The 24,327-nt window shown below is 45.9% G+C and carries 17 protein-coding genes; 7 read left to right on the plus strand and 10 right to left on the minus strand.

All coding sequences use genetic code 11. The annotated features are described in order from the left end of the window. Positions 1-188 precede the first annotated feature (188 nt). From MUG84_RS21230 to MUG84_RS21240, 3 genes are all read left to right on the plus strand, one after another. A complete protein-coding gene (locus MUG84_RS21230) occupies positions 189-986 on the plus strand; it encodes a lipase family protein (RefSeq protein ID WP_244728866.1) in 798 nt (265 codons plus the stop codon). Positions 987-1,143: 157 nt separating this feature from the next. Continuing rightward, positions 1,144-1,740 (plus strand): YjgB family protein, encoded by a 597-nt coding sequence (locus tag MUG84_RS21235; RefSeq protein WP_244728653.1) that lies wholly within the window; start codon positions 1,144-1,146, stop codon positions 1,738-1,740. A 108-nt stretch (positions 1,741-1,848) separates the two neighbouring features. Beyond that, on the plus strand, positions 1,849-2,553 hold the full coding sequence (locus MUG84_RS21240; RefSeq protein WP_244728654.1) for a DUF6199 family natural product biosynthesis protein: 705 nt from the start codon (positions 1,849-1,851) through the stop codon (positions 2,551-2,553). A 104-nt stretch (positions 2,554-2,657) separates the two neighbouring features. Here the strand turns inward: MUG84_RS21240 and MUG84_RS21245 are convergent, their stop codons facing one another. The 5 genes from MUG84_RS21245 to MUG84_RS21265 all read right to left on the minus strand — a co-directional run bounded on the left by MUG84_RS21245 (position 2,658) and on the right by MUG84_RS21265 (position 8,751). Next, complete coding sequence (locus tag MUG84_RS21245) at positions 2,658-3,434, minus strand: nucleotidyltransferase domain-containing protein (protein WP_244728656.1); 777 nt, start codon at positions 3,432-3,434, stop codon at positions 2,658-2,660. 43 nt (positions 3,435-3,477) lie between these two features. Then, positions 3,478-3,846 carry a helix-turn-helix domain-containing protein gene (locus MUG84_RS21250; protein WP_244728659.1) on the minus strand — a complete coding sequence of 123 codons (369 nt, stop codon included), beginning with the start codon at positions 3,844-3,846 and terminating at the stop codon, positions 3,478-3,480. 340 nt (positions 3,847-4,186) lie between these two features. Continuing rightward, a complete protein-coding gene (locus tag MUG84_RS21255) occupies positions 4,187-5,326 on the minus strand; it encodes a GIY-YIG nuclease family protein (protein WP_244728674.1) in 1,140 nt (379 codons plus the stop codon). A gap of 60 nt (positions 5,327-5,386) precedes the next feature. Continuing rightward, positions 5,387-6,928 carry a response regulator gene (locus MUG84_RS21260; RefSeq protein WP_244728681.1) on the minus strand — a complete coding sequence of 514 codons (1,542 nt, stop codon included), beginning with the start codon at positions 6,926-6,928 and terminating at the stop codon, positions 5,387-5,389. Further along, the gene (locus MUG84_RS21265; protein ID WP_244728683.1) at positions 6,925-8,751 is read right to left on the minus strand and encodes a sensor histidine kinase; all 1,827 of its coding nucleotides are present in this window, start codon (positions 8,749-8,751) and stop codon (positions 6,925-6,927) included. The genes MUG84_RS21260 and MUG84_RS21265 overlap by 4 nt, the downstream gene beginning before the upstream one ends. A 203-nt stretch (positions 8,752-8,954) precedes the next feature. Here MUG84_RS21265 and MUG84_RS21270 point away from each other — a divergent pair, with 203 nt between their 5' ends. The 4 genes from MUG84_RS21270 to MUG84_RS21285 all read left to right on the plus strand — a co-directional run bounded on the left by MUG84_RS21270 (position 8,955) and on the right by MUG84_RS21285 (position 14,187). Continuing rightward, a complete protein-coding gene (locus tag MUG84_RS21270; protein ID WP_244728694.1) occupies positions 8,955-10,277 on the plus strand; it encodes an ABC transporter substrate-binding protein in 1,323 nt (440 codons plus the stop codon). A gap of 91 nt (positions 10,278-10,368) precedes the next feature. Continuing rightward, entirely contained in the window at positions 10,369-11,241 is an 873-nt protein-coding gene (locus tag MUG84_RS21275; protein ID WP_244728696.1) for a carbohydrate ABC transporter permease, read from the plus strand. Continuing rightward, positions 11,238-12,059, plus strand: a complete 822-nt coding sequence (locus MUG84_RS21280; RefSeq protein ID WP_244728698.1) for a carbohydrate ABC transporter permease — start codon at positions 11,238-11,240, stop codon at positions 12,057-12,059. Before MUG84_RS21275 ends, MUG84_RS21280 begins: the two co-directional genes overlap by 4 nt. Positions 12,060-12,072: 13 nt before the next feature. Then, positions 12,073-14,187: an alpha-galactosidase gene (locus MUG84_RS21285; protein ID WP_244728701.1), complete on the plus strand. Its 2,115-nt coding sequence runs from the start codon at positions 12,073-12,075 to the stop codon at positions 14,185-14,187. A 76-nt stretch (positions 14,188-14,263) separates the two neighbouring features. On the opposite strand, the gene MUG84_RS21290 is transcribed toward MUG84_RS21285, so the two are convergent. The 5 genes from MUG84_RS21290 to MUG84_RS21310 form a co-directional block, all read right to left on the minus strand. Continuing rightward, positions 14,264-18,388 (minus strand): OmpL47-type beta-barrel domain-containing protein, encoded by a 4,125-nt coding sequence (locus MUG84_RS21290; protein WP_244728704.1) that lies wholly within the window; start codon positions 18,386-18,388, stop codon positions 14,264-14,266. A 368-nt stretch (positions 18,389-18,756) separates the two neighbouring features. Beyond that, positions 18,757-19,422 (minus strand): spermine/spermidine synthase domain-containing protein, encoded by a 666-nt coding sequence (locus MUG84_RS21295; RefSeq protein ID WP_244728706.1) that lies wholly within the window; start codon positions 19,420-19,422, stop codon positions 18,757-18,759. Positions 19,423-19,601: 179 nt separating this feature from the next. Further along, positions 19,602-20,819 carry a VWA domain-containing protein gene (locus MUG84_RS21300; protein WP_244728708.1) on the minus strand — a complete coding sequence of 406 codons (1,218 nt, stop codon included), beginning with the start codon at positions 20,817-20,819 and terminating at the stop codon, positions 19,602-19,604. A 2-nt stretch (positions 20,820-20,821) separates the two neighbouring features. After that, positions 20,822-23,218: a DUF5682 family protein gene (locus MUG84_RS21305; RefSeq protein WP_244728710.1), complete on the minus strand. Its 2,397-nt coding sequence runs from the start codon at positions 23,216-23,218 to the stop codon at positions 20,822-20,824. Continuing rightward, positions 23,215-24,315 (minus strand): ATP-binding protein, encoded by a 1,101-nt coding sequence (locus MUG84_RS21310; RefSeq protein ID WP_244728712.1) that lies wholly within the window; start codon positions 24,313-24,315, stop codon positions 23,215-23,217. Before MUG84_RS21310 ends, MUG84_RS21305 begins: the two co-directional genes overlap by 4 nt. Positions 24,316-24,327: the final 12 nt, after the last annotated feature.

Here is a 24,327-nt window from a genome sequence, read left to right on the forward strand (position 1 = left end):
AAACACCACACCCAAAAGGATAAGCTCACCAAAGGAAACAACGGCGTGCTTATCCTATTTTCACAGCGATTTCTGTCATTATTGCTCCATCTAAAAATATCATCCCCATCAGAGCAAAGCTGTCCCGCTGGCACCTCTCCTTCCTCTCTCTAATATAGTGTAGGAGGAAAGGTGGGATGCATGTGAGTATGATGGAGGATCTGGAGAAGCGGGCTATTTTTCTGGCAGCAATCTGTGGACAGACCTATGCACAATTTTCGAATACGGACGGTTCGTTTATCGTTCCACTGAATTATTCGGTCCGTGATACCATTAAAGCGAAATCCATTACGAGCGTATGGGAACGCTTCGGATTTATTCTGGAGTCTCAGCAGGAGATCATCATTGCCTTTCGGGGGACCAGTTCGAAGACAAATTGGATATCTGACATGATCGCTTCTCAAAAGAGCTTTAAATATATTAAGGAAGACTGTCTTACACATCGCGGGTTTACAGACATATATTCTTCCGCCCGCGGACGAATTATTGCTGAACTTGCCAAGTTGTCTCCCTTAAAGACACTATATATAACAGGTCATAGTCTCGGTGCAGCACTTGCGACATTATGCGCGATTGATATTGCGGCTAATACCGCATTCTGTTTCCCCATCCTATTTACTTACGGGTCTCCTCGAGTAGGCGATCCAGCCTTTGCCAAGGCTTTTACGAAGTATGTTCGGAATAGCTATCGTAGCGCCAATCTGTTTGATGTCGTTACACATGCTCCACCAACGGTCTACAAGCTGCCGAAGCGAGAAAAAAAATACTATTACAGTCATGTCCACACCTTGTCGTCCCAGCGTTTTCAAAATGGATCAGTAGGCGCCAATCATGTCATCTCAAGTTATTTCGCGGCGCTTTCCAAGCTACAACCACAATTCACCGAGCTGATGTGTTCGTCGAATCCTGGATTCTGTCCGGTCCTGGAAACGAGCACACAAGAGTAGTTAAAACCGCCCGGTTTCAAAACTGAAACATCCTTTTCATAGATTCGTAACACAATCACTTTCCGGTTCTACTATGATGTAAAAAGAAACAAAACTCACAATAGTTGGATAATAAAGAAAACATGTGTTAAAACATGTTACAAGGAGAGGATACCATATGAACATGAAACAAACAGCTAAAAAAACCATAATCGCCGTTACCATGGCGGGAGTCGTGGGACTAAGCGCACTTGGAGTAGATCATATCGTTTTCCCTACACATCACGCAGAAGCTGCCGCAGCAGCAAGCACTAATAACTACGCGACCGAGCAGGCCATCAAAACGCTGAACAGCTTTTATAAACCTGCTTTGAAAGGTCAGTTTCCGGGTTCCGTGAGCGGCCTCACGGTTGGAAAAAGCACCAAACAAAACGTCATCAAAGCCATTGGCGAGCCTACAGTACCAGGTAAAAATGCGAATGACTTTGACCTGTATGGCGCTGAAATGGGTCATCCCGGCTATGCCTTCTCTTATAAACAAAACAAGATTCACGAAATTCGTTATTTCGGAACCAATGTGGAACGCCAAACCAATATCGGCGGGATTACGATGAAAATGCTGAAACAGAACTGGTTTGCCCCGAATTCCACGACGACATTCAAGAACGGTAAGACTACGCAAACCAAACTCACGTACATCCGCGGAGATTACAAACTGGAATTCATCTTTAACAGCAGCACGAACTTGGACCACATTAATCTTTTGGCAAAATAATACCATTTATAGAGGGCAGCGATGAACTGATCGCTGTCTTTTTAGATTCATCTGAAGCACATGCAAAGGGGATGATCTATTATTCTAAGAACCCGTTCGATCAAGAGAATGAAGCTCTCCACCCTAATCATTATCTTCTGCCTTATAGTCGCAGCATTTCTACTAACTTGGTTTGCGAAATCGTATTTTTCCGAAAAAGTGTTTTATCTAAATACTCATATGTATAAAAAGGGATCTGAGCAAGACAATCTCCTCATTTACCATACGTTTTCAGGTCCTTCCATAGAAGTTCATGTACTTGATCAAGACCGAAAAGTCATCATTAACAACGAAGAATATTCTATTCAACATACGGCGGACTCGAACAGCCAAACGTATCAGGTGACATATCCGAGTGGCCATCGATATAAGGTTGAAGATCAATCCGGATATTTACTCAGCTTTGATGAGAAAGGGGAGCTTTTTATACCTGGGGTGATTGTATATTCTGGCAATTGGAGAATACTTCAACCTGGTGAAGAAGAATATGTGCCAAGTTCTCTTGTGACCGCTGCGTATGCTGATTATCATTACAAGCGAGGCAACGTCGAGCTTTTTATCTTATCGTTTGTCTTACTAATATACGGCTGGTGTGGATTCCGGTATGAAAAATTCCAAAATTTCATGTTTCTCATCTCGTTGCGTTCGGTTTGGGTGAACGATCCGGAGCCAAGCGATTTTTATTATTTCATGTGTAAAGTTGGAGGCGTGCTCACCATGATTGGGGCCTTTATTCTTGCCATCAGTTCACTAGAACTTGATATCTTTCAATAATTCATTACAATAGTAAAATTCAATGTGTGATATTACGGTCCTCAATGTAAAAAGGGACTACCGGTTTCTTCCGGTCGTCCCTTTTGCGTTCAAATCAACACCTCTTATCCAAAGTTCCAGACGACTTTTAAATACTTCCTATACAACTGGTCGAGCAAGTCTGTTGGGTCATTCATGTCGGTTTGAGTCGAGTTGGAAAACTCTGTCAAGTAAGCAATCTCTTTTTCAATAAAATCATTGATGACATCCACACGTTTCTCAAGGTTCAACTCTTCTCCCGCAATTTTTCTTCTTAGCAAATCTTCTATTGCCGCCTTCAGCTCCGGTTCCGTAACTAGCTCATGAACCAGATCTTGGAACAGAATAGGAGGGTTCGTGTTATACTTTTCAATCCATTTGCAAGCCAGAATCGGCCTAAGGACATAAAAGTATTTTTTAATCTTCACCTGCTCCCCCTGCAAATACTCTCTGAAGTTTCCTTTGGCCATGTTTAGATAATGATGAACTGATGCTCTTGGCGAGAAAACTCGGTCTCTCAGATGAAGCATCTCTTCTTTGAAGCCGTAGGCTTCGTAATAGTGTATGTCCGAAACAAGCCACTCGAGCAGCGGCGGATTTGATTTCCGGAAAAGCTTGAGCGCCTTCCTGATGTCCCAGCCGTTGATGTCCAGCATGTCGTTGATCGGAACTTCGATGACATCCCGCTTCTCATCGATGGACAAATACCATTCAGGCTTGTGAATATATACAAATCGAACATCGTAGTCGCTATCTCGTGACGGAAATCCCCAAGCCCGGCTGCCGGATTCAACGGCAAACAGGACTTTGACCAGATGTTCACGCTCAATCTCATGAATTTTCTCTACAATGGTGTCTTTCAATGTTCTATTCTCTCCATTCGTTAGCAAGTTACCTATTGCGAATTTAACTACCTAATCGTTTTGCAGGCATCGAATCCATTACTCCGCCGTTCACCACTTTCTGAATCGTTGTAAGCATATTTGCCTGCTCATCAACGATCTTTTGTAAGCGTCTAACTTCTCTTTCAGCAGCAAAAAGTCTGCTCCTTGAATTGAACTCAAAGCCGGTGATCATCCAATCCAGAGATACCTTGTAGGTGTCAGCAAGCTTGGATAACGCAATCAAATCAGGTTCAGCCTGAGCTGATTCATATAAACGGATCGTATCTGGATCAATTTGTGTCAGTTTGTATACTTCCATTTGCGTCAGTTTCCTGTTGATCCTTGCCGCCTTCAAGCGTTCTCCCATTTCTTCAAGCAGAGTCTTCGCCACAGTAATCACCGCTTTTCTTTTTTGAAGTTTATGGAAATATTCGTGAAAGTGTTATATTTTTCCTTTAGTTCTTGATAATTTAGCGAGCTGGCCGCTACGGTTACGGATCGATCCTCCGATCGCTGTTGTCTCCAAATTTCTTTGATTTTATTTTTCAACATAGTAGAAATTCGGAGACAAAGGCGAACGCTGCCGCTTCTTCAGATCGATTCCGTCCCCTTCGCTACTTTCGCATTTTTTTAGATATTGCGCCGTTTTACCTCAAACAAAAACCCCGGAATTTTCCCGAGGCTGGTTGTCATTAGTATATTGTCAATGAATCCGGATTATTCTTTGCAGCCTATCCCTGTTGTTGATTCAGCCATAATTCAAGACCTTGATCGAGCTTGGACTGCTCCTCCATCTCAAGCCATTCATCAGGAATGACCAGATAGCGGTCGGCACTACTCTGTAGATAACTGTATACGATTTGCGCCTCATCAATCTCATCTCTGACCACTTCTTCCGAATAGGCGGATTCGTCCCGCTTGAAATACCCCCAAATGAGCATTTTTATTTCCGTCTGAAGTTGACCCATCCCCAAGCCGTTTTCATTCACAGAAAATTTTCTACTAAATAAAATCGAGCTCCGCTTGATTAAAAACAGCTTGATGGTTTCATCGTCCATATGCTCATAGATCACGATATTGCAGTTTTGTTCGGCATATTCAATCACCTTCTCCTTTTGCCTAAGGAACTGAACTGATTGGACACAGTCTCTCCATTTCGCCGCAGCTTCAAAGTCAAACCGTTCTGCAGCATCCGTCATCCGTTTCTCCATTTCTTCATACAAGCTCTTATCTGATCCATCCAGCAGCCCGATGAAACGGTCCATGAGCTGATTGTATTCGAGTAAGCTGCTTCCGCCGAGACACATCCCTAGGCATAATCCGAGCGAATGGTTCAAGCATGGCCTGCTTGCACTTGCTACCGTCTGACTGCAGGCGATTTTGAAGCATTCCAGTATCTGCTCCACCGCTTTTTCAACCGTAATTCTGCCTGCGGTATAAGGTCCAAATACGATCCGATCGGGAGCTGTTTCCAGGCAATTTGTGATTTTGATGCGGCGGAGACCATCAACAGCAGGAATGACAATGTAGGTGTAAGCTAACGGATTTTTCATCTTCCGATTATACATTGGCTTGTATCGGTGGATTAGGCTGCACTCCAGCATAAAAGCCTCAAATTCGGTATCCGTTTGAATGATGTCAAGATCCTTCACATGCTGAACGAGCTTCTTAATTTTGGGGGCATGTGATTTGTTGTTATAAAAATAGGACTGCACACGTTTTTTCAGGCTTTTGGACTTACCTACGTATATGATGCCCCCATGGGCATCTTTCATCAGATAGACTCCGGGTGTCAGCGGCAGGTTTTGTACTTTCTCCTGTACAGCTGTATTAGGAGCATCCAGGCGATACAGCTCGCTTGTACTCCTCATGTAATAGCATCCTTTCACACGTTAATATTCGATTATCCACTGCCATGCAGTGCGGCCTTTCTATGGATTTTGATATCTAAATTCGGAAGGACTCATCCCAGTTGCATTCTTGAATACCCGGCTAAAATAATGTTGATCGGCATAGCCAACGATTTCCGCGATTTTACCAACTTCGCGCTCAGGATTCTCAATGATCAATCTCTTCGCTTCTTCGATTCTTAATTTAATGATATATTTGAGCGGTGTCTCCCGGTAATGCTTTTTAAATATCTTGGATAAATAAGACGACGTAAAATGAAATCTTATCGCCAGCTCTTCGAGATTGATATCTTTCGTATAATTTAATTCTAAATAGTTGGCGACATGTTTGACAAGTTGATATGTATCATAATCCTCATCCCCGATCAAAATCATCTTCTCTATCAACTCCCATAGATGACCGAAGAAAACGGACAGTTCAGGACAAATGGCCAGCTTGGAATAAAGCTCGGACTCCAAAGAAAATAGCTTCTCCTCGGAGAGCACTCCTGTTTGTAAATGAATGCTTCTGATCAAATGCATTGTAACCTTCTCCAGAAGCCGTTGAGGGTATTCGGCATTTTCCCATTGTTTGAACACTTGGAAGAGCTCATTCTTGAGTATATCCGTCTGTCCAGACTGGATCAATGCATTCACTTTATTTTTCAACACCTGATCTGCCATATAAGAAGCGAATGGAGTTTCCGATTTATTAGAGGTGAGTAGAATACTGGATTTGCATGGTACCAATTCGCGATCCAAGAGGCCTCGGATGGTCTGGGCTTGCTTCCAAATATCAGTCCAGTTTACGTAAAACTCATGATGGCAGACTTGAACGGGTAGCCCCCTGGAATATTTAGATAGACAAGCCTGTATCTCAGCAGCCATTGCTGGGATTTCTTCAGGATGTTTATCCTCGGCGGATACGAGCACAAATTTCTGATTCGGCGCTTTCTCGTCGACGACGATCCAGAGGTCATTCTGTCCAGGGAAAAGATTCTTGATCGATTCGAAGGATACGTCTCTCCAAAGCTCGCGGAATAACTCATATTGTTCCGGCGGAATAACGGAAGCGCAAAGATTACCTATGCAAACCAAAAAGGTAGCGAACGATTGATTGGATAGTGTAAATGACTCTAATCCTTCATGAGCCCCATTGATCGATAACGTTAGCATCTCTCTCGTCATTTGATAGTTTCGGTACTGCAGACTAACGCTTATATTCTTCAAACATTCGTTTAAGGCTTCAAGACTGACGGGTTTAAGCAAATAATCACGAACGCCCAGCTTCATCGCGGATTGAGCATATTCAAATTCATCGTATCCACTGATAATCACAAAGTGTATTTCCGGACTATTTTCCTTGACCCGACGTATCAGCTCCAGACCATCCATCTTCGGCATTTTGATATCGGTAAAGACGACAGCGGGCATAAGCTCCATAATAACGTTCATAGCCTCGACTCCATCCGAAGCCATCCCGACGATCTCGTAGGAATCCGATCCTTCTATTTTTTGCGCAATGTTTCTGCGGATTTTAGGTTCATCTTCCACGATAACGACCCTATGCTTGGAAGTGTTCATCTTGATCTCTCCCCAGGTTCATGTTTGACGATAATCGATACGAGCGCACCGCCGTGAGGATGATTCGCGATGTTCATCGCAAACCGATTACCGAATAGCAGCTTCAATCGAGAATAAATATTCAGAAGACCCATCCCATTAATTCGTAATGTCGGGATTTTGACTAAAGGATCGGTTGCCCTGAACTGTTCCGTTAATTGACGAATTCGTTCCTCTTCGAAGCCGTGACCATTATCATGAATGATCAGCTCCCATCGATCTGCATAAAGAGTTCCCGTAATCGAGATAATCCAAGGTGGTTCAACATGAATCCCGTATTTCATAGCGTTCTCGACAATAGGCTGAACGATAAGCTTCGGTACTTCAATTTGTTGGAGTGGCTCTGGGACATCAATAACGAATTGAATGTTATCCTCATAACGCAGCTTCATCAGATTTAAATAGTTGCTCGTATGCTCCAGCTCTTCGGACAACGGTACGGGAGCAGCATGATTTGATGAGATATACCTCAACATTTGCGATAAGCGCTCGCACCATTCCACAATCGATTGTTGACCGCTCTCCTCAGCCAAAATGCTAATGTTCGTAATTGTATTATAGAGAAAATGTGGATTCATCTGAGCCTGAAGCGCGAAATTATGGGCTTCTAGCTCGTGCGCGCGTGATGCGACCGTCTCCTCAAGAGATTGTTGTAATCTTAAACGCATTTCGTTAAATGCCAGATTCAGATGTTCTAATTCATTTAGACTGCTTGGTACATCGGATTCGGTCTTCGGGGGAAGCGTATTCAAACTTAGAAGCTTAATGGACTTCTGAACTTTCTTAATCGGAATTGTCAGTGATCTAGAAACCAAATAGGAGATTGCCAATGTGATAAAGATCGTTAATATCCCTAGCAATAAAATGATGTTTCGAAAAGTGTTGACGGGTGCCAGAAGCCGTTTTTTAGATTCCGCTGCGATAACCGTCCAATTCGATACTTCCGAGTAACTGTAAGCGATAATATTTTTATCTCTGCCGTTAGAGTTAATAAGCGAATTGGAAGAATGGTCATTACTCTTATCATTCACCAATTTCCAATATGCTTGTGATTCAGCCTCACTTGCCTCTGAACCTAGAGGATAAATCAGGAGCCCTTGTTCGTTCATCACGTAAATTTCGATGTCCTTATTTGTTTGTAGATTTGGGTTCACTTGAGCATTCTCAATAATATCCGCGAATACTTGATAATCCTGCTGCACTTCGAGAATGCTAGACACTTTTTCGCCCCAGCCGGGCGGAAATGCCCGGCATAAAGAAATAACGAGATCGTTTCCCCCTTTCCAAGAATCCGAATGAGGAAGTGTGATGTATCGTTTTCCATTTAAGAGAAGCGTATCGTTAACCCAAGGGACAGATGTCATTCGGCTTGGAGAAAACATCGTGAACCGTGAAACGTCTCCTATATTGGCGAACTCACCAGATAAGCGAAACATGTTGATTTGTTTGAAGGGATTGTCGTAGCCTATGATCGGAAAAATAATATTGTTAAACCGGCGCTGCCGATCAATCGAAGACTTATTGATTTCGAACATATCGGAGAAAAATAACTCGTGAAGTGGTTCGGAAAACAAGATTTTGGTGGACGCAGAGTTCATGTTTTTAATTTGAGAATCGAATTCGGTAGAGATGTGTCCGGATAATTGAAATAGTACTTCGGACTTACTCCTCTGTAAAATATCAGAAATATAAAAGTAAAACGAAAAGACGATGACGATAATGACGGAAATGATTAATAACGAATAATTGTAAAACAACTTTGCTTGAATACTTTTCGGTTTCATTAGGGCGAAAATCCTCTCGCAAGATATACCCACATTATATAAATCGAAATATAGGATTTACAATCATTTTTTTGAACTGTGAGTGCGAAAATATCCACATGTAAACGCTTAAAAAATCCATGTAATTTATCTCCTACATATCTTATTATAGACTCAAGGTTGGCCACCCAAAAGATAGAGATTAAAAGGAGGCGTCAGTTCGTATGAGCAGCTCTAATAAAAACAAATGGGTTAACAAAATTTTCGCATCTGTCGCATTAATTGGTTTATTGACAGGTTGCGGTTCTTCCGAATCGAATTCCAATTCCACCACAACCTCATCAGCTAACGCACCTGATAGCGCGACGACCAAAAAGAGTGCCGTTACGATTACGGTAGCGACATCCGCCAACTGGACCAAAGACATCGACAAGGAACTCGCCAAAGATTTCGAAGCTCAAACGGGTAATAAAATCGAATTCCTTATATCTCCCGACGATCAATACGTTAACGTATTGAAATCTAAGTTCCAAACCGGCGAAGGTCCTGACGTTTATTTAACTCCAAGCGGCGTAGCAATGGAACAATTCTTGCCTGACCAGCATGCGCTTGATTTGAGCAACGAGCCATGGGTATCCAGATATGCCGATTGGGCAAAGGCCGGAACTACATATAACGGCAAGGTCATTGCACTTAATACCTGGTCCGTGGACGGTTGGGGAGTGCTGTACAATCCAGCATTGTTCGAGCAAGCTGGATTAACCGTACCGACGAACTACCAAGAATTCGTCAAAGTGTGCGAGGCGCTGCTTGCAAAAGGTACCACACCGATTTACGAGCCTGGGAAAGCAGAATGGCATCAAGAAGTTTTGTTAAATACAATGGGCTCCATGCTGTCGAAGAAAACTCCGGGAATCTATGATCAATTCAACACAAATCAAGCCAAATTGGCCGATCAAAAGGACTTAGAAACGGGTCTGACGCAATTGAAAGAACTCGCGGACAAAGGATTCTTCGGCAAAGACTTCTTGTCTCAAACGTGGGAAAATTCGGTCGACGCCATGGGCTCCGGCAAATACGCCATGATGCTAACGTACTCGACGTTCCAGAATGAAGTATTGGCTAAATTTCCAGACAGTAAAGCCGATACTTGGAGTATGTTCCCTCTTCCTCTTGCGGACAACAAGACATGGGCCACCAGCTCCGGCGGTATCGTTCGCTCAATTAATAAGGATTCGAAAGTCATTGATGCGGCTAAACAATATTTCGACTTCTTGGCAAAGACTGAAAACTTGAAGAAGTACTATGCTGCGCGTCCCGATTTAGGACCGATCTCCTTTACAGACGTCGAAGGTAAAACTAGCAATGCTTACACTTCCGTTATTACGAATGCAACCGATGGAACGGGGCTGGACTTTGAAGGCGGAGTTAAGTTCTGGAACCAATCTGTCATCGGCAAATTGGTACAGGATCTGTATCTTGGTGGTAAAACACCGAAACAAGTGCTGGAAGCAATCGATTCGGACCGAGCGAAAATGTTCCAATAATAGAGCTATTAACCGGGAGCCTGGCAGGTAGACAATTCGTTCATCCATCAGGCTCCTCTTCTATTCACTCAAGACATTAGGAGATATCTGTATGCAAAATAAAAAAATCTACAGCCGCCTTTTTGTAATGCCTGCATTCATTCTGTATACGATTCTTTTCATCCTCCCTGTTCTTGGGGGGTTGTATTACTCGTTTACGAATTGGTCGGATATGAAACCAACCATTTCTTTTATCGGTCTGGATAATTACAAAGAAATCTTCTTTTCCTCAGGTTCGTACCTGAAAAGCATCTATCATACGCTCTCTTTTACGTTGTATACCGTTGTTTTCAAATTGGGCATCGGTTTGGTTCTGGCACTCCTACTGAATGAAGGTTTAAAAACGAAAAAAGTGTTGCGAACGGTGTTCTTCTTACCTTACATGCTGTCGCCACTCATTATCGGGATCATATTCATCTCTATTCTAGGTCCGGATGGACCGCTTAACATGGTTCTTAGATTTATTGGGCTGGATCACTTGACGCATAGCTGGCTGACCGATAAGAACTTCGTACTCGGTTCCACGATGGGCGTTGAAATATGGCGTATGGCCGGATGGAATATGGTCATCATTCTGGCTGGGCTTCAGACGATTTCAAAATCCTACTATGAAGCGGCTGCCTTGGATGGTGCGGGAAGATGGAAGCAGTTTACGCAAATTACGATTCCGTTCCTTATTCCAACGCTGATGATCGCGACGATTCTGAATATTATCCACGGACTTCGCGTATTTGAAATCATCTATGCCCTGACCAATGGAGGACCTGGAGATTTGACCGAAGTCATCAACACCCAGGTTTACAAGGAATTTTCTACGGGAAGATACGGCATGTCCAATGCGCTGAGCATGGTCGCGTTCATATTTACACTCATGATCGCTTACCTGATTAAGCTTGTGTCTTCGCGTGAGGAGGCTTCATCGTGAGACAAAAACCGCTCTTGCTGATCATGAAGGAGTTATTTACCTGGATTCTTGCTTTATCTATCTTGTGCCCCTTGAGTTTAATTGTCGTCAATTCACTCAAGACGGCTGAGGATGCGAATACCGTAACTATGAACCTTCCGCACAAGCTGCAGTGGATCAATTACAAGGAAGCATTCGAAGGCGGCAATCTTCTTCATTCCTTTTTCAACAGTTTACTAATGTCGTCCGTATCCGCAGCAATCAGCATCCTTGTCACCTCGATGGCGGCTTTCGTTCTCGTACGCAACAAAGATAGATGGAACAAGATGATTTACAACTATTTCTTCCTGGGGCTCGTTGCACCATTAAATTATGTTACGACGATCAAAGTATTGCAGACGCTTCATCTGCAAAACACGTTTCCGGGCATTATTCTAGTATTTGCGACTCTTGGGATTCCGTTCGCCGTATTCCTCTTTTACGGCTTCATTAGCAGCGTCCCGACAGAACTGGACGAGGCCGCGATTATCGACGGATGCGGATTAGGAAGGCTCTTCTTTAGCGTAGTGTTCCCATTGCTGATGCCTGTTACGATTACTGGATTCATTTTAAATTTTCTAGGGGCATGGAACGATTTCGTCACGCCACTTTATCTTTTGAATAAACAGAATAAATTAGGTATGATCAATGCGATATACAACTACTTCGGCGTCCATTTCAACGAATGGAATATGATCTTTACAATTATCGTACTCACCGTGCTACCCGTGTTGGTTCTGTATTTGGTCTGTCAAAAATATATCATTTCCGGCATGGTGTCGGGATCATTAAAGGGATAAGAGGTGAAACGTCATGATTAAACACGATTCTGAACGCAAAATATGGGTTCTTGAGGGAGAACGCTTCGCATACGCATTGGGGTTAAGTAAAACAGGGACAATCATTCAAACCTATTTCGGAGCAAAGCTTCCTTATTTGTCCGATTATCCGGAACCAGAGCTTATCGCGGAATATCCATATACGGTTGGCAGTGAAGTGTATCAAGAGACATTTATGGGCTTTGGAAAAGCCTCCTACACGGAACCTTGCTTAAAGGCAACGTTCGAAGACGGTGTCCGTGATTTAAAGCTCGTTTTCATCGATTTCAAGATTTCGGACGGAGTCCTTTCACTTCAAATGAAAGATTCGTTCTATCCACTTGAGGTCATCCTACATTATAAGATCATTCCAGCGTATGATCTGCTCGAAATGCACAGTGAAGTCATAAATTGTGGAAACGCAAACATCCTTTTGGAGCAAGCACTAACAGGTTCCTTATATGTACCACGTGATGAAGCCTACAGGCTCACATACCTGTCGGGCAAATGGGCAGGCGAAACGCAGCTTAGTCATACTCAGCTGCCGGATACCAAGCTGGTTTTGGAGAGCAGACGAGGCACGACCAGCCATTTTACCAATCCGTTCTTCATGTTAGATCGTGACAGCAAATCTCAAGAAGATCATGGCGAAGTCTATTTCGGGGCATTGGCTTTCAGCGGGAATTGGAAAATCGTAATTGAGAAAGACAGGCTTGGTATGGTCAAAATCAGCGCGGGGACCAACGATTTCGACTTTGCCTGGAATTTAAAGCCCGGTGACAACTTCGTTACTCCGATATTAGTCCTTGGATTCGTAAAAGAAGGTTTTGGCGCAGTCAGTCGAAATTTGCATCGCTACCAGCGGGAAGAAGTTCTTCCGGCCGAACACCGTTCAAATCCAAGGAAGGTTCTATATAACTCCTGGGAAGCCACCTCTTTTGACGTCAACGAGGATCAACAAATCCATCTGGCGAAAATCGCCGCGTCGATAGGCGTAGAATTATTCGTCATGGATGACGGCTGGTTCGGAGCAAGAAACTCCGACAGAGCCGGTCTTGGAGATTGGGTCGTCAATCCCGTCAAATTCCCGAACGGTCTTCACAGATTAATTCGGGAAGTCAACGAATTGGGCATGGATTTCGGACTTTGGATCGAACCTGAAATGGTTAACCCTGATAGCGATTTATATCGGACGCACCCAGATTGGGTTTATCACTTTCCAACTAGGGACAGCACACTGATTCGTAATCAGCTCATTTTGAATCTGGCTAGAGCTGACGTACGGCAGTATCTCTTCGAAAGCATCGATCGTCTACTATCTGATCATAATATCCGATTCATCAAATGGGACATGAATCGCAACTTTAGCGAACCAGGTTATCCTTCAGCTCCGAGAGAAGAACAAAAGGAAATTTGGTTCCGGCATGCGGAAGGCGTTTATGAATTAGCCCGGAAACTAAAGCAAGCCCACCCGGAGGTGATCTTTCAATCTTGTTCCGGCGGCGGAGGACGGGTCGACCTGGGCATTCTGCGTTATTTCGACCAAGTCTGGACGAGCGATAATACCGACGCATTCGACCGGCTGAAGATTCAAGAGGGCTTCTCTTATGCTTATTGTTCCAAAATTATGGAATCATGGGTCACCGATGAAGTGAGCTGGATAAGCAGCCGCAAGCTTACCTTGACCTATCGCTTTCATTGCGCCATGATGGGCAATTTGGGTATTGGTGATAATTTGTTAAAATGGAGTCCAGAAGAGCAGCAAGAGGCACGTGAACTCATCTATTTATATAAGGAAATCAGGCATATCGTTCAAGACGGAGATCAATATCGGCTTAAATCGCCTAGCCAAGGCCCGCTCGCATCGGTGATGTATGTAGGAGAACAACAAGAGGAAGCTGTCGTATTTGCTTTCTTACACTCAAGGAACTTCAATAATAATCTTCCTAGATTACGGTTGAAGGGGTTGCGGAGTGAGTGGCTCTATCAGATCGATGGTTTGGAACAACTCTTTAGCGGGCAAGCGCTAATGGCTATCGGAATTAAGCTTGATTTCAATGGTGATTTTCAAAGTAAGGTTATCCGTATAAGTAAAGCAAAGACGCCATAAAAAGAAGCCCCCTATCATTATGTCTAATATAGATAAATGATAGGGGGCTAGATTGTCTTAGAATTGTGCTACTATTTTACTTTCCGGACTGATCATGTGGCACGGTTACCGTTGCCGTCGAAACCGTTTGGTTGCCTGCGTTGTCTGTAGCCGTGTAGGTAATTGTGTAAATCCGACCTGTTCCTTCACCAGATCTTGTCGCGCGCAAGCTAAACGAAGTATCCTCAGACCCCAAATTTGCTTCGATATCGCCTTCACCGCTATCCGGTTCATTGCTGGTGATGGAGGTTAACACGACAGATGCGATTCCTGACATGGTATCACTTGAATCCAGTTTGGCATTCACCTTCACCAATTTGTTATTTGCCGGCCAGAGCGTCGCCGGATCTAGCTGAACCATGAGGTTCGGTCCCGTCTTGTCGATCTTCACAGTTACGTTATGACGCTCTTCTACATTTCTTGCCTTGTCTACACTCCAGTACACCAGAGTGTGTATGCCTTCTTCAGTGAATTCAACCGAATTGCCGGTTTGTTCCTCTCCATCATTTACGATGTAATGGGTGCTAGCGACTCCAGTTCCACTATCGGTTGCTTCCAAGAGTACAGTAACATCTTCATTCACCCAACCTTCAGGCGCATTGTCTGTGGTCGTTGGTGCTTCTTGATCCACAACTTCTTCTGCATTTACAGTTACAGTGATGGTTACTACTAAATCTACATGGTTTGGATTCACCACTTCTTCGGGCAACGTTACCTTTCCATTTACAGTAAAGGTCTGTGCAGTCTTAAAGGTCGGATCATAACTCGAAGCATCCACATCCCATGTTACATCGGTTTTGACATTCCCTGTATCTGTGACCATGACGACTTGATCAGGTAATCCTAGAGCCGCCATCGTCTTGGCTGTGCCATTCGTCAGTCCCGTAATATCGTCCGGCGCCGTGATGCTCTTCAGTTCGGAATCTCGGTATACCTTCAACGCATCCAATACCATCCAGTACCCCGATCTCTTCACTACTTTTATTGTATGTGTTCCCCTCGCAAGGTTTTTGTTGCTGTAAATTATCGCCTGAGGGGTATATCTCGCAGCAGTTCCGCTTACTGTTTGTACAAGTACGCCGTCAATGTAGATATCTTGGTTACCGATATCTCCGTTTTTCACACCGATGTATTCGATGCCCGTACCCGTAAATGTGTACTGGAAGTAATCATTGTTCGCTTGCGTTTGGTGTACGTCGTTCTCATAATCGCCTAAATTACGGTTATTCGAGTAAGAGAACGATCCCGTATAGGATATTCCCGCATCCGTATCGTTAATGAGCGAAGAAACGGTAATCGTAATTTGTCCGGAGGCAATAACCGTCGAACCTGACATGGCGTTCACGGTGATCACGGCCGTTCCGTTCCCGTTAGCTGTAACAAGACCACTACTACTAACCGAAGCGATGGAAGAATTGTTGCTCGCATAGGAGATCGTAGCCCCGGACAAGTTCGAGCCTGCAACGGCTAACTGAGTCGATTCACCTGCTCGCAAAGTCTTATTTCCTGCATTGACGAAGATCGGTTTAGCATAAGAGATCGTCCTCTGATACTGGCTAGGCGATGTTCCCGATTTAACAATAATTACATCTTCCCCAACAGATGTCTGGAAGCTAAGTAGTCTTCCCGTAAGAGTCTCAGCTTTAACGCCATTGCGATACAAGTCAACGCTCTGCGCGGCTCCCCATGGGTTGTTGACATCGGCGGTTTGCCCGAGGCTGGAGTGAATTTCTACGAATTCGATGTTCTTCGATCTTTGCGACGCCGTGACAGTGAATCCTTTTTTAGCTTGCAGTTGGAAAGCCGCATCGATATCCGCTGGCCACGCTCCAAAAGCATAAATCACAGGGTTTTCGCCTGGACCTTTAGCTAACGACTGAAGCAATCCGTTCTGCATTCCCTCTACAAATACGCCGTCTTCTTGAATAGACATCGTCTGTGTTCCTCCGTTCGTGGACGGAAGACGGTTCGGATTAGATACGATCAAGCTTTGCCACTGTTTCAAATTCGAAGCTAGCCCCAATTTCACCAAGTCGCTTCGACCCATTCGGGCTGCATCGGTCATGAACCTGGACCAGGAGCGTCCACCTAGACCTGCAACTTGACCATTCATGTAATCCTTATAAGCTTGCTGCGTTTCCAACGTATTCATGTTCAGGTCCCATGCATATAAGTTAACACCGCTTGCTTTGGATTCAAGATTGACCTGATCGAAGTCAAGCAGTTCTACCTGGTACTCATCCCAGACCGTCGGAGCGCTCTGTAGTAAATAAATGATGGGGCTTCTCCCCAAAGCATAAGTCGGTTTGCCATCCGCTCTTGTTCTCTTAAGTATTGAATTCGAGTCACTACTGAGCGGATTCGGAGCCAAATTGTCGACGATATCCTGCCACAACGGGATCAAATCGGAATCGACATTCAGCAGCTGCGCTGCTTTAATCGCTGTTGGTAAAAGGCCTCGGATATAGTTCAAGTCATTCAAGATATCGTCGGCTCCCCAGATTGTTTCCGCAAAACCCGTTTTGTAGATATGATATTTATTATCGGAACCTTTCTTCAAGTTCGGGAAATTACGGTAGAACTCAGCGGCTCCTTTAATGACCGGATATGCGGTAGTACGCAGATAATCGAGATCCATCGTGTACAAATACCGATCCCAATACATATTCGCAATATCGGCAGTATCATAAACGAGATGGGAATGCCAACCCGATTTCCATTGTCCACCAGTTCCGTCTATCGTCCATCTGGAATCAGATCCGGCAATTCTGTTGTTTCTGAAGTTCTTTACCTCTGTCGTGAGGTCAAGACCGTTCAATAAGCTATTCTGGAGCGAAGCCGCGATATTGTCCGGTAATACCTCGGGTCCGTCGAAGGGTGATGTCTCTGGAATGTAGAGCCCCTGGCTTCCCCACTGTTGCTGGGCAGCTGTTTGGTATTTATTCAGATTTCTTGTAATCATGTTCATGAACGGATCGAGAAGATCCGAATGGTTTCCGGTTTCTAACCCGTAATAAGCTCTGCTGTCATTAAAAATCCAGTATTCCGTTCCCCACATTGCCTTACCGTTATCAGTGTTGAATAGTAGCCCATTAAATTTAGCAGGATATTCACCTCTAAAGCACGAGGCCATGAGGTAATAGAAATTTACGAAGTGGGCGCCATAATCTTTGTCGTATCCCATTCCTTGTACGGCCGGGAAGGAGACGAACGACTTAGACCAATAATCGTGCCACCATGCCGTGTGGGAGTTATATATGTTGGTGTAGCCGGCGCTCCTGGCAGTATCTACTGCTGACGTGGCGAATGCTGTCACATCGTCTGCATGATTCATGCTTGCAGCACTGCCGATTAAAATGATAAAGCTTCCTGTGCTTGCTGGAATGGAGAGCCGCATCGTTTTGGCATCCAACTGGCTTGCAGTTGCCGTTCTTCCCGCTACGTCGATGACGGCTGCCGACATATTATAGAAATTGTTGATGGGGAGATTGGTATCGGTTGGCTCTTCGTACTTCTGGGTGAGTATAATCTTTCCGTTGTTCTGGCTGATGACCGAAGTCGCTGTGTACTTGTTTTTGGTTTCAAGCGGCCCTGACCGGGTCATGGACAGATCAATATTGATTGGTGCAGGCGTCGTCCGGTTGTCATTCACCTGAATGGCAATAACGTCTTGATCGCTCCATGCCAGTACATCCGCGGTCAAGTCCGTCCCCTGAATGTTCTCAGTCGCGTTATACATCGAGAGATACTGCGGAACGTTATTGGATGGGAATACCGTTCCGCCAAAATCGACGCTGACGTTACCAACAGCACCGAAGTAATCGCCGTGTATGCTTGTAGCCGACGAAGCCCCGTTGTGACCAAATACATCAACTCGGTTGACTTGGGTTTTCAACTTCGTCGGTTCCGTCCATACCAACCCGCCGACTCGACCGTTACCGATTGGCATTCCCAAGTAACTAGCCGATACTTGTTTGTTGAAATAGAGGTCTGCCTGCGAGACCAGACTATCGTAATCCACATTTAACATCGATGAGCGTCCCGGCCCTCCTGCGGCATGCGTAACGTTAGGTTTGGCCATATCCAAGCCGGTAACCCCGGAGGAAACAAGCGTCAGCGCAAGGGGATATGTAATGAGTTGGCGCTTAATTCTTGACAACATATCTAAACCTCCTCGTATTGTCATTGCTTTTATTGCCGATTCAATCTGGTGAGCGAAACTTTTTTTCTAGAGAGTAAACCTCCTTTCTTTTCTATTTGAAACGCTTACAATAATGGAAGAAAATATAACGGGGAATTCCATCCGGAACCATTCCTTACCTGAGTCCCCTCTATTTCCTTTTGATATCATATATCTATATTTTGTTTATTAACATGGATGAAACCTGCATGTTTATGTGGATATTTTTGCTATTTGAAGCTTGTCATAATGAATCTAATTGAACAGTTATATATTCTGATAGAGCTAAAAAGACACCGGCAAATGCCGGTGTCTTCCGTAATCAAGCGAACTGTATAAAAGTGCCGTTGTTAATGCTTTATCTTAGGAGAGGAAGCCAGATAGATATTGTCAGGTTCTCCCCGCTCCTGCGGAACGGATTCCACAGCGACATCATCAAAAAACAGCTTTAAGTAATCCACAAACTGAGGCGAAGCTGTTGCGCTCCAAAAGGACACGATTCCTCCCGGATTCATAAGTCTGATTACAGAGTTAATGCCTTTTTCCGAATACAGTCCGGTATTCGATTCCGAGACCGTCCAATCCGGGCCGTTGTCGATATCCAGACAAATGGCATCGTATGTTTCATCGGATTCATTCATCCATTGTACCAGGTCCGTATGGATTACATTGGTGCGGGGGTCATTGAGTGCATAACCCGAGAGCGGCGCCAAATGCTTGCGGTTCCATTGAATAATCACTTCCTCAATCTCGACGACATCGACCTTCACGACTCTCGGATCGGATAACGCTTCCTCTAGGGAAAATCCAACCCCGAGGCCGCCGATCAATACCCTGTGAGGGCTCCTGCATCGTTCCAAGGCTCTGCTCACAAGCAGCCTTTCCGACTCCCCATTATACGTTGCCATTAAAAAAGTACCGTTGTAGATGATTTCATAATGATTTTCTCTTTTTTGCAGCTGAATGTCTCCGCGGTCTGTGTGAGTACGTTCAATGATTTCCGGTGTGTAATTCATGGTTCCAACCTCCTGTTCTGGTCGTAGATCTTATTCACCTATCACTCTCTATTATAACCCTTCAATCCAGTGATAGTCCCGTTCCATGCAGAAAGGCATCCAAAAAGCCGAAATCGGCTTTTTGGACGCCCCTCTAATGATTAAATAACATATGATTTGCAACGGAATTAATGCTATTTTTATATCCCCTTGGACGCCAGCCTCTTGGCTAGCTCCGACAAATCCTGCCCTTTCAGCGCGCCTTCCACCAACTGCGGCAGCAGCGCAGGCGTACAGGCAAAACAAGGTGTCCCATCCTTCGATAATGCCTTGGCCAACTGTTCATCGTAAAAGGGCTTGCCCTCATCGGACAAAGCGAGCAGGCAGAGCGTCTTAACGCCAGATTCCTTCATTTCCCGCATACGCCGGATCAGCCTGGACTGGTTGCCTCCTTCATAGAGGTCAGAGATGATGATAAACAGTGTTTTTTTCGGTTCCTGGATAAACTGCTCACAATAGGCCACGGATTTATCGATATTCGTCCCGCCGCCTAGCTGAATTCCAAACAGCATATCCACGGGATCATTCGCACACTGTTCCGTCAAATCTACCACTTCCGTATCAAATACAACCACGTGGGTATCGAGCGCAGGTATGCTGGCAAATATCGATCCGATAACCGATGCCCAGATAACCGATTCCGCCATGGAGCCGCTTTGGTCGATATCTACGATGACCGTCCATTCCTTATTTCGTTTGGCACGATCAAAGAAATAAAACCTTTCCGGAATGATCCGCTGCAGGCCGGCATCGTAATTTTTGAGATTTCTTTGGATCGTACGCTTCCAGTCAATTCCGCTTAATGAAGAGATCGGCGTATGCTGCCTCCGGTTCAATGCGCCGGTGACCGCCCTTTGGATATCCTGCTCCATCCGCTTCACCAGCTCATCCACCACGGCCTGTACGAGCATCCGCGCGGTATCTTTCGTCTTCTCCGGTATTTTGCCTTTGAGTGACAACAGCGTTCCGACCAGCTGAATGTCCGGTTTTACGGTTGCAAGTATCTCAGGCTCAAACAAAAGCTGCTTCCAGCCCTTTCGCTCCATGGCATCGTTCTGTATAACGGAAACCACGTCTTCCGGAAAAAAAGTACGCACATCCCCAAGCCACTGTGCCAGCCGGGGGGCGGATTTACCTTGACCTGCACTGCGAGCTCGTGAGCCTGAAGAAGCCGTGCTGCCTTCTCCGGTATCCACCGTTTGATCGTAAATCGCTGCAAGCGCACGGTCCATAATCAGCTCATCGCTGGTCAGCTCCACATGTCCGCTGCTGCTGCATCGGTTCAGCTCCTCCTCGGCGGCCATGCCCAGTATGAGCCGCCAACGGGATATTGCCTGGTGATCAGCTGCTTTACCCATATTTAAAAGTCCTCAAAATCAAAATCGTTTAGTTCATTCAGCATCTGGGCTTCTTCCTCCTTAAGGTCATCCATGAGAATTTCAGCGATCTGCTCTGTGTTGGCCCCCCACAGCTCGCCAAGCAGCTCGGCAACCATCGTCTTCTCTTTCGGGCTAAATGCACTAAAAGCACGCCGCAAAAATACTAGCGCCCGCACAAATTCTTCATTCTCAAGTGTGCAGATATATTCGTTTAGCTGCTCCCACAAACTCATACGCGATAAAAGAGCGTAGCGGTTGCGCATCGCAAGCCCCTCGAACCATCCGGCACCAAGATCTGCCGGAATACCGGGCGATAAACGCCGGGATACCTCGCCTGCGCATTGTTCTGCCGAGATGTCGCTCCTCTCCAGCAAAATCGCACAGGCAAGCCCGGAAAGCAACGGATGTGCATCGTCCCGGTCAGACAATCGGCTCAGCTCCTGAAGCCACAGCCTCTCATCAACTTCATCACTATGTTCCGAAGCAATATGATTCATCTCACTCATCGCCGACGCCATTGCCTGCGCCACTTCGTCATTACACTGACTGGCATCGTATAAAAACAGGCAGGCTCGCATAAACAACTGCTGAAGCAGCGGAACAAGCGGCGACGTATCCATTCTGCGGATTCCGCCGTAACGGATGAGCTGTGACAGCTTTCTTGCCGCTGCTGCAATTTGTACGACATCCTGACTCTCGACAGCAAGTCTCTGTAAGGTCTGCCTCCCCGCTTCCATCTGATGAATCATTCCGCATTCATAAGCGATGGCAATAAGCGCAGAAGCTTCTGCTATGGTGCCACAGTTTTCCAGCCGCTGCTGCAGGACAAAACCCGCAGCGGTTTCTACGGTTTCGCCGAGAAGTGTTGATTCGACGACTTCGATCTCCACTTCCGGCGACCATTGGACAATCCATTGCTCCGCCCAGATGGCACGTTCCTCGGAACTGGCCTTATCCTGAGCAAAGTGAATCCCGAGCAGCTTCAAGCGATGAAACAAGAATGACCGATTCAGATCCAGATAAGCGGCTTCTTCCGAAGACACCCTGCGGTTCTCGCGCAGGTCGAGGACCAGATCGCTTGCAACTGCAGTTTTGTATTTCTCCAGCTTCAGCCGTTTCAGCTGGCGGTTCATATCATCCTGGATTGGTGTCTGGCTGACGCCTTCGGCTAATGATCCGATCGCCGTTCCAACCTCTGTACGCGCCAATGATTCTGCGATCACCGAGAGCTCGCCACGTCCCAGAAGGGTTTTGGCTGCATCTCTTAGATCTCTGAGCGTTGGAGCCTGACCGTCATGCAGTGCAGCTAGGGATTCAGCCAGCCGGACTGCTTCGATCACCTCAGCAGTCGAACGGTGTGTGCCGGCTTTTCTCATGTCGACAGCAACGGAAGACAGATAATGATGCGGCAAATCTCCAAGCGTTCCTCGGCGCATATGCTCCCACATCATTTCAAAATAGTACGGAGCAATATTGCCGGCACCATAGCCGGCAAGAGACGAAAGCTTCAAATAGGAATAAGGCATGAGCGTCAGCTTCGTCTTGCGGGAAGGAAGCTCCTTCAGTTCATCATCAGTCATGGCCATGGAAAGATCATGTAAAGCCGAAGCATGATAAGCCCCGCAGATCACCACAACGTTCTCCGGTTTATGACCTGCCGCGATAGTCTCTGCAATTTGCCGGCACATGTAGGCTTCGCGGACCGCATTATAGGCATATTCCAGCCTGTGATTTTTCCTCTCCTGTTCCTCTGTAAGCTCCCGCATCTGGCCCGAATAAGCCAATATCGCCTGCCGGTAAGCATCCGGGCATAAATTATGTTCGAAGCTGCGCTCCCAATACGTATCGTAATCGACCTCGCCAGATATTTCTGCGATCCTATTGTATAAGTAATTGCTGTCTCTCCCTACTTCATCCGGGACACCTTCTGGATCAAGCTCTATCTCTTCTGAATCTCGATTGCCTGTTTCCGATGTCTCGGTTCCTCCATCTTCATCGGCTTTCTGCGTAAGAGGATGCGTTATTTCTCCGCGTACATCCTGTAAGCATACAGCCGATGATGAAGGCAAATCGATAAAAGCACAGTGCGCTCCTTTTTTGCAGGCCCACAGCATCGCCTGATATTCGGGTGAATACACGGCAAAAGGCCATAGGACGGTTCGAACCGGCAGTTCCTCGGTAAATGCCAAGATAGCAACAGGAGGTTTCGTTGAGCCGTTCGTCAAATGCGTAATTTCGGACGTTGCATCCGAAGGCCCTTCGATCAATACCGCCGTAGGCTGTACCTGCTCCAAATAATCTGTGACATGGTAAGCGCCTGCCGGCGACAGGTGCCGGACGCCAAATACATGTACACCAGCGCCGCGGGCCGCATTCATTGATTCATCTCCTTGCAGGCCGTATAAAGACCACGCCAGCTGGCACCGCGTTTTTTCATCACATTATCCAGGTATTCCTTCCATACGAGACGGTCCTTGTCATCATCCTTCACGATGGCCCCCTGCAGCCCCGCCGCCAGATCTTCATCCGTCATTTCCCCGTTTCCGAAGCTTGCCGCCAGCGCCATGCTGTTCGTAAACAGCGAAATAGCTTCAGCGGTAGAGATCACGCCAGCCGGTGATTTAACCTTCTCCTTTTTATCGAGTGTCATCCCGCTGCGCAGCTCCCTAAAAATGGTTACTACCTTCTGCAGCGCTTCATCTGCAGGAACTGCCGCCTGCAAATCGTATGATGCGGCGATCTCTGCGACCCGCTTCTTCACGATTTCCACTTCCGTTTCGAGATCAGCCGGTGCAGGCAGGACAATAATATTGAAACGCCGCTTCAGCGCAGTCGACATCTCGTTTACACCGCGGTCACGGGTATTGGCAGTGGCAATAATGCTGAAGCCTTTGCGGGCATTCAGTTCCTTGCCAAGCTCTGGTATGGAAATCGTCTTTTCCGATAGGATCGATATTAACGCATCCTGCACTTCGGAGGCGCAACGGGATATTTCCTCAAACCGAGCAATCCCTCCAGCCTCCATCGCTCTCATCACCGGACTTTTGACGAGCGCCTCAGGTGTAGGTCCCTGAGCAAGCAGCATGGCGTAATTCCATGAATAACGAACCTGTTCTTCCGTTGTCCCTGCCGTCCCCTGCACGACCAGACCGGAATTGCCGTAAATGGCAGCAGCCAGATTTTCAGACAGCCAGGATTTCGCCGTACCTGGTTCACCAATGAGTAGCAGCGCCCGATCCGTAACGAGCGTCGCGATCGCCATTTCGACAATCCGCGGATTTCCAATATATTTCGGAGTAATGACCTGCTTACAAGCCATGCCGCCTACGATAAATTTCAAAACCGACTGCGGGGACATCTGCCACCCTGTCGGAATTTTGCCTTGATCCTCACGTATTAACGCACTCAGCTCCTCCTGGTATAAAAGCTCGGACGGACGGCGCATGATATCCTGCATGGTTTGTTCCGTACTCATCGATCTAACTCT

The organism is Paenibacillus mangrovi (assembly GCF_022898935.1).
GTDB classification, from domain to species: domain Bacteria; phylum Bacillota; class Bacilli; order Paenibacillales; family Paenibacillaceae; genus Paenibacillus_AQ; species Paenibacillus_AQ mangrovi.

What these genes read in the sequence shown, in the direction of transcription:
- MUG84_RS21290 (WP_244728704.1), bottom strand. Translation starts at nt 18,388, where the DNA reads ATGTTGTCAAGAATTAAGCGCCAACTCATTACATATCCCCTTGCGCTG.
- MUG84_RS21255 (WP_244728674.1), bottom strand. Translation starts at nt 5,326, where the DNA reads ATGAGGAGTACAAGCGAGCTGTATCGCCTGGATGCTCCTAATACAGCT.
- MUG84_RS21295 (WP_244728706.1), bottom strand. Translation starts at nt 19,422, where the DNA reads ATGAATTACACACCGGAAATCATTGAACGTACTCACACAGACCGCGGA.
- MUG84_RS21235 (WP_244728653.1), top strand. Translation starts at nt 1,144, where the DNA reads ATGAACATGAAACAAACAGCTAAAAAAACCATAATCGCCGTTACCATG.
- MUG84_RS21310 (WP_244728712.1), bottom strand. Translation starts at nt 24,315, where the DNA reads ATGAGTACGGAACAAACCATGCAGGATATCATGCGCCGTCCGTCCGAG.
- MUG84_RS21285 (WP_244728701.1), top strand. Translation starts at nt 12,073, where the DNA reads ATGATTAAACACGATTCTGAACGCAAAATATGGGTTCTTGAGGGAGAA.
- MUG84_RS21275 (WP_244728696.1), top strand. Translation starts at nt 10,369, where the DNA reads ATGCAAAATAAAAAAATCTACAGCCGCCTTTTTGTAATGCCTGCATTC.
- MUG84_RS21265 (WP_244728683.1), bottom strand. Translation starts at nt 8,751, where the DNA reads ATGAAACCGAAAAGTATTCAAGCAAAGTTGTTTTACAATTATTCGTTA.
- MUG84_RS21300 (WP_244728708.1), bottom strand. Translation starts at nt 20,819, where the DNA reads ATGGGTAAAGCAGCTGATCACCAGGCAATATCCCGTTGGCGGCTCATA.
- MUG84_RS21305 (WP_244728710.1), bottom strand. Translation starts at nt 23,218, where the DNA reads ATGAATGCGGCCCGCGGCGCTGGTGTACATGTATTTGGCGTCCGGCAC.
- MUG84_RS21230 (WP_244728866.1), top strand. Translation starts at nt 189, where the DNA reads ATGATGGAGGATCTGGAGAAGCGGGCTATTTTTCTGGCAGCAATCTGT.
- MUG84_RS21270 (WP_244728694.1), top strand. Translation starts at nt 8,955, where the DNA reads ATGAGCAGCTCTAATAAAAACAAATGGGTTAACAAAATTTTCGCATCT.
- MUG84_RS21240 (WP_244728654.1), top strand. Translation starts at nt 1,849, where the DNA reads ATGAAGCTCTCCACCCTAATCATTATCTTCTGCCTTATAGTCGCAGCA.
- MUG84_RS21260 (WP_244728681.1), bottom strand. Translation starts at nt 6,928, where the DNA reads ATGAACACTTCCAAGCATAGGGTCGTTATCGTGGAAGATGAACCTAAA.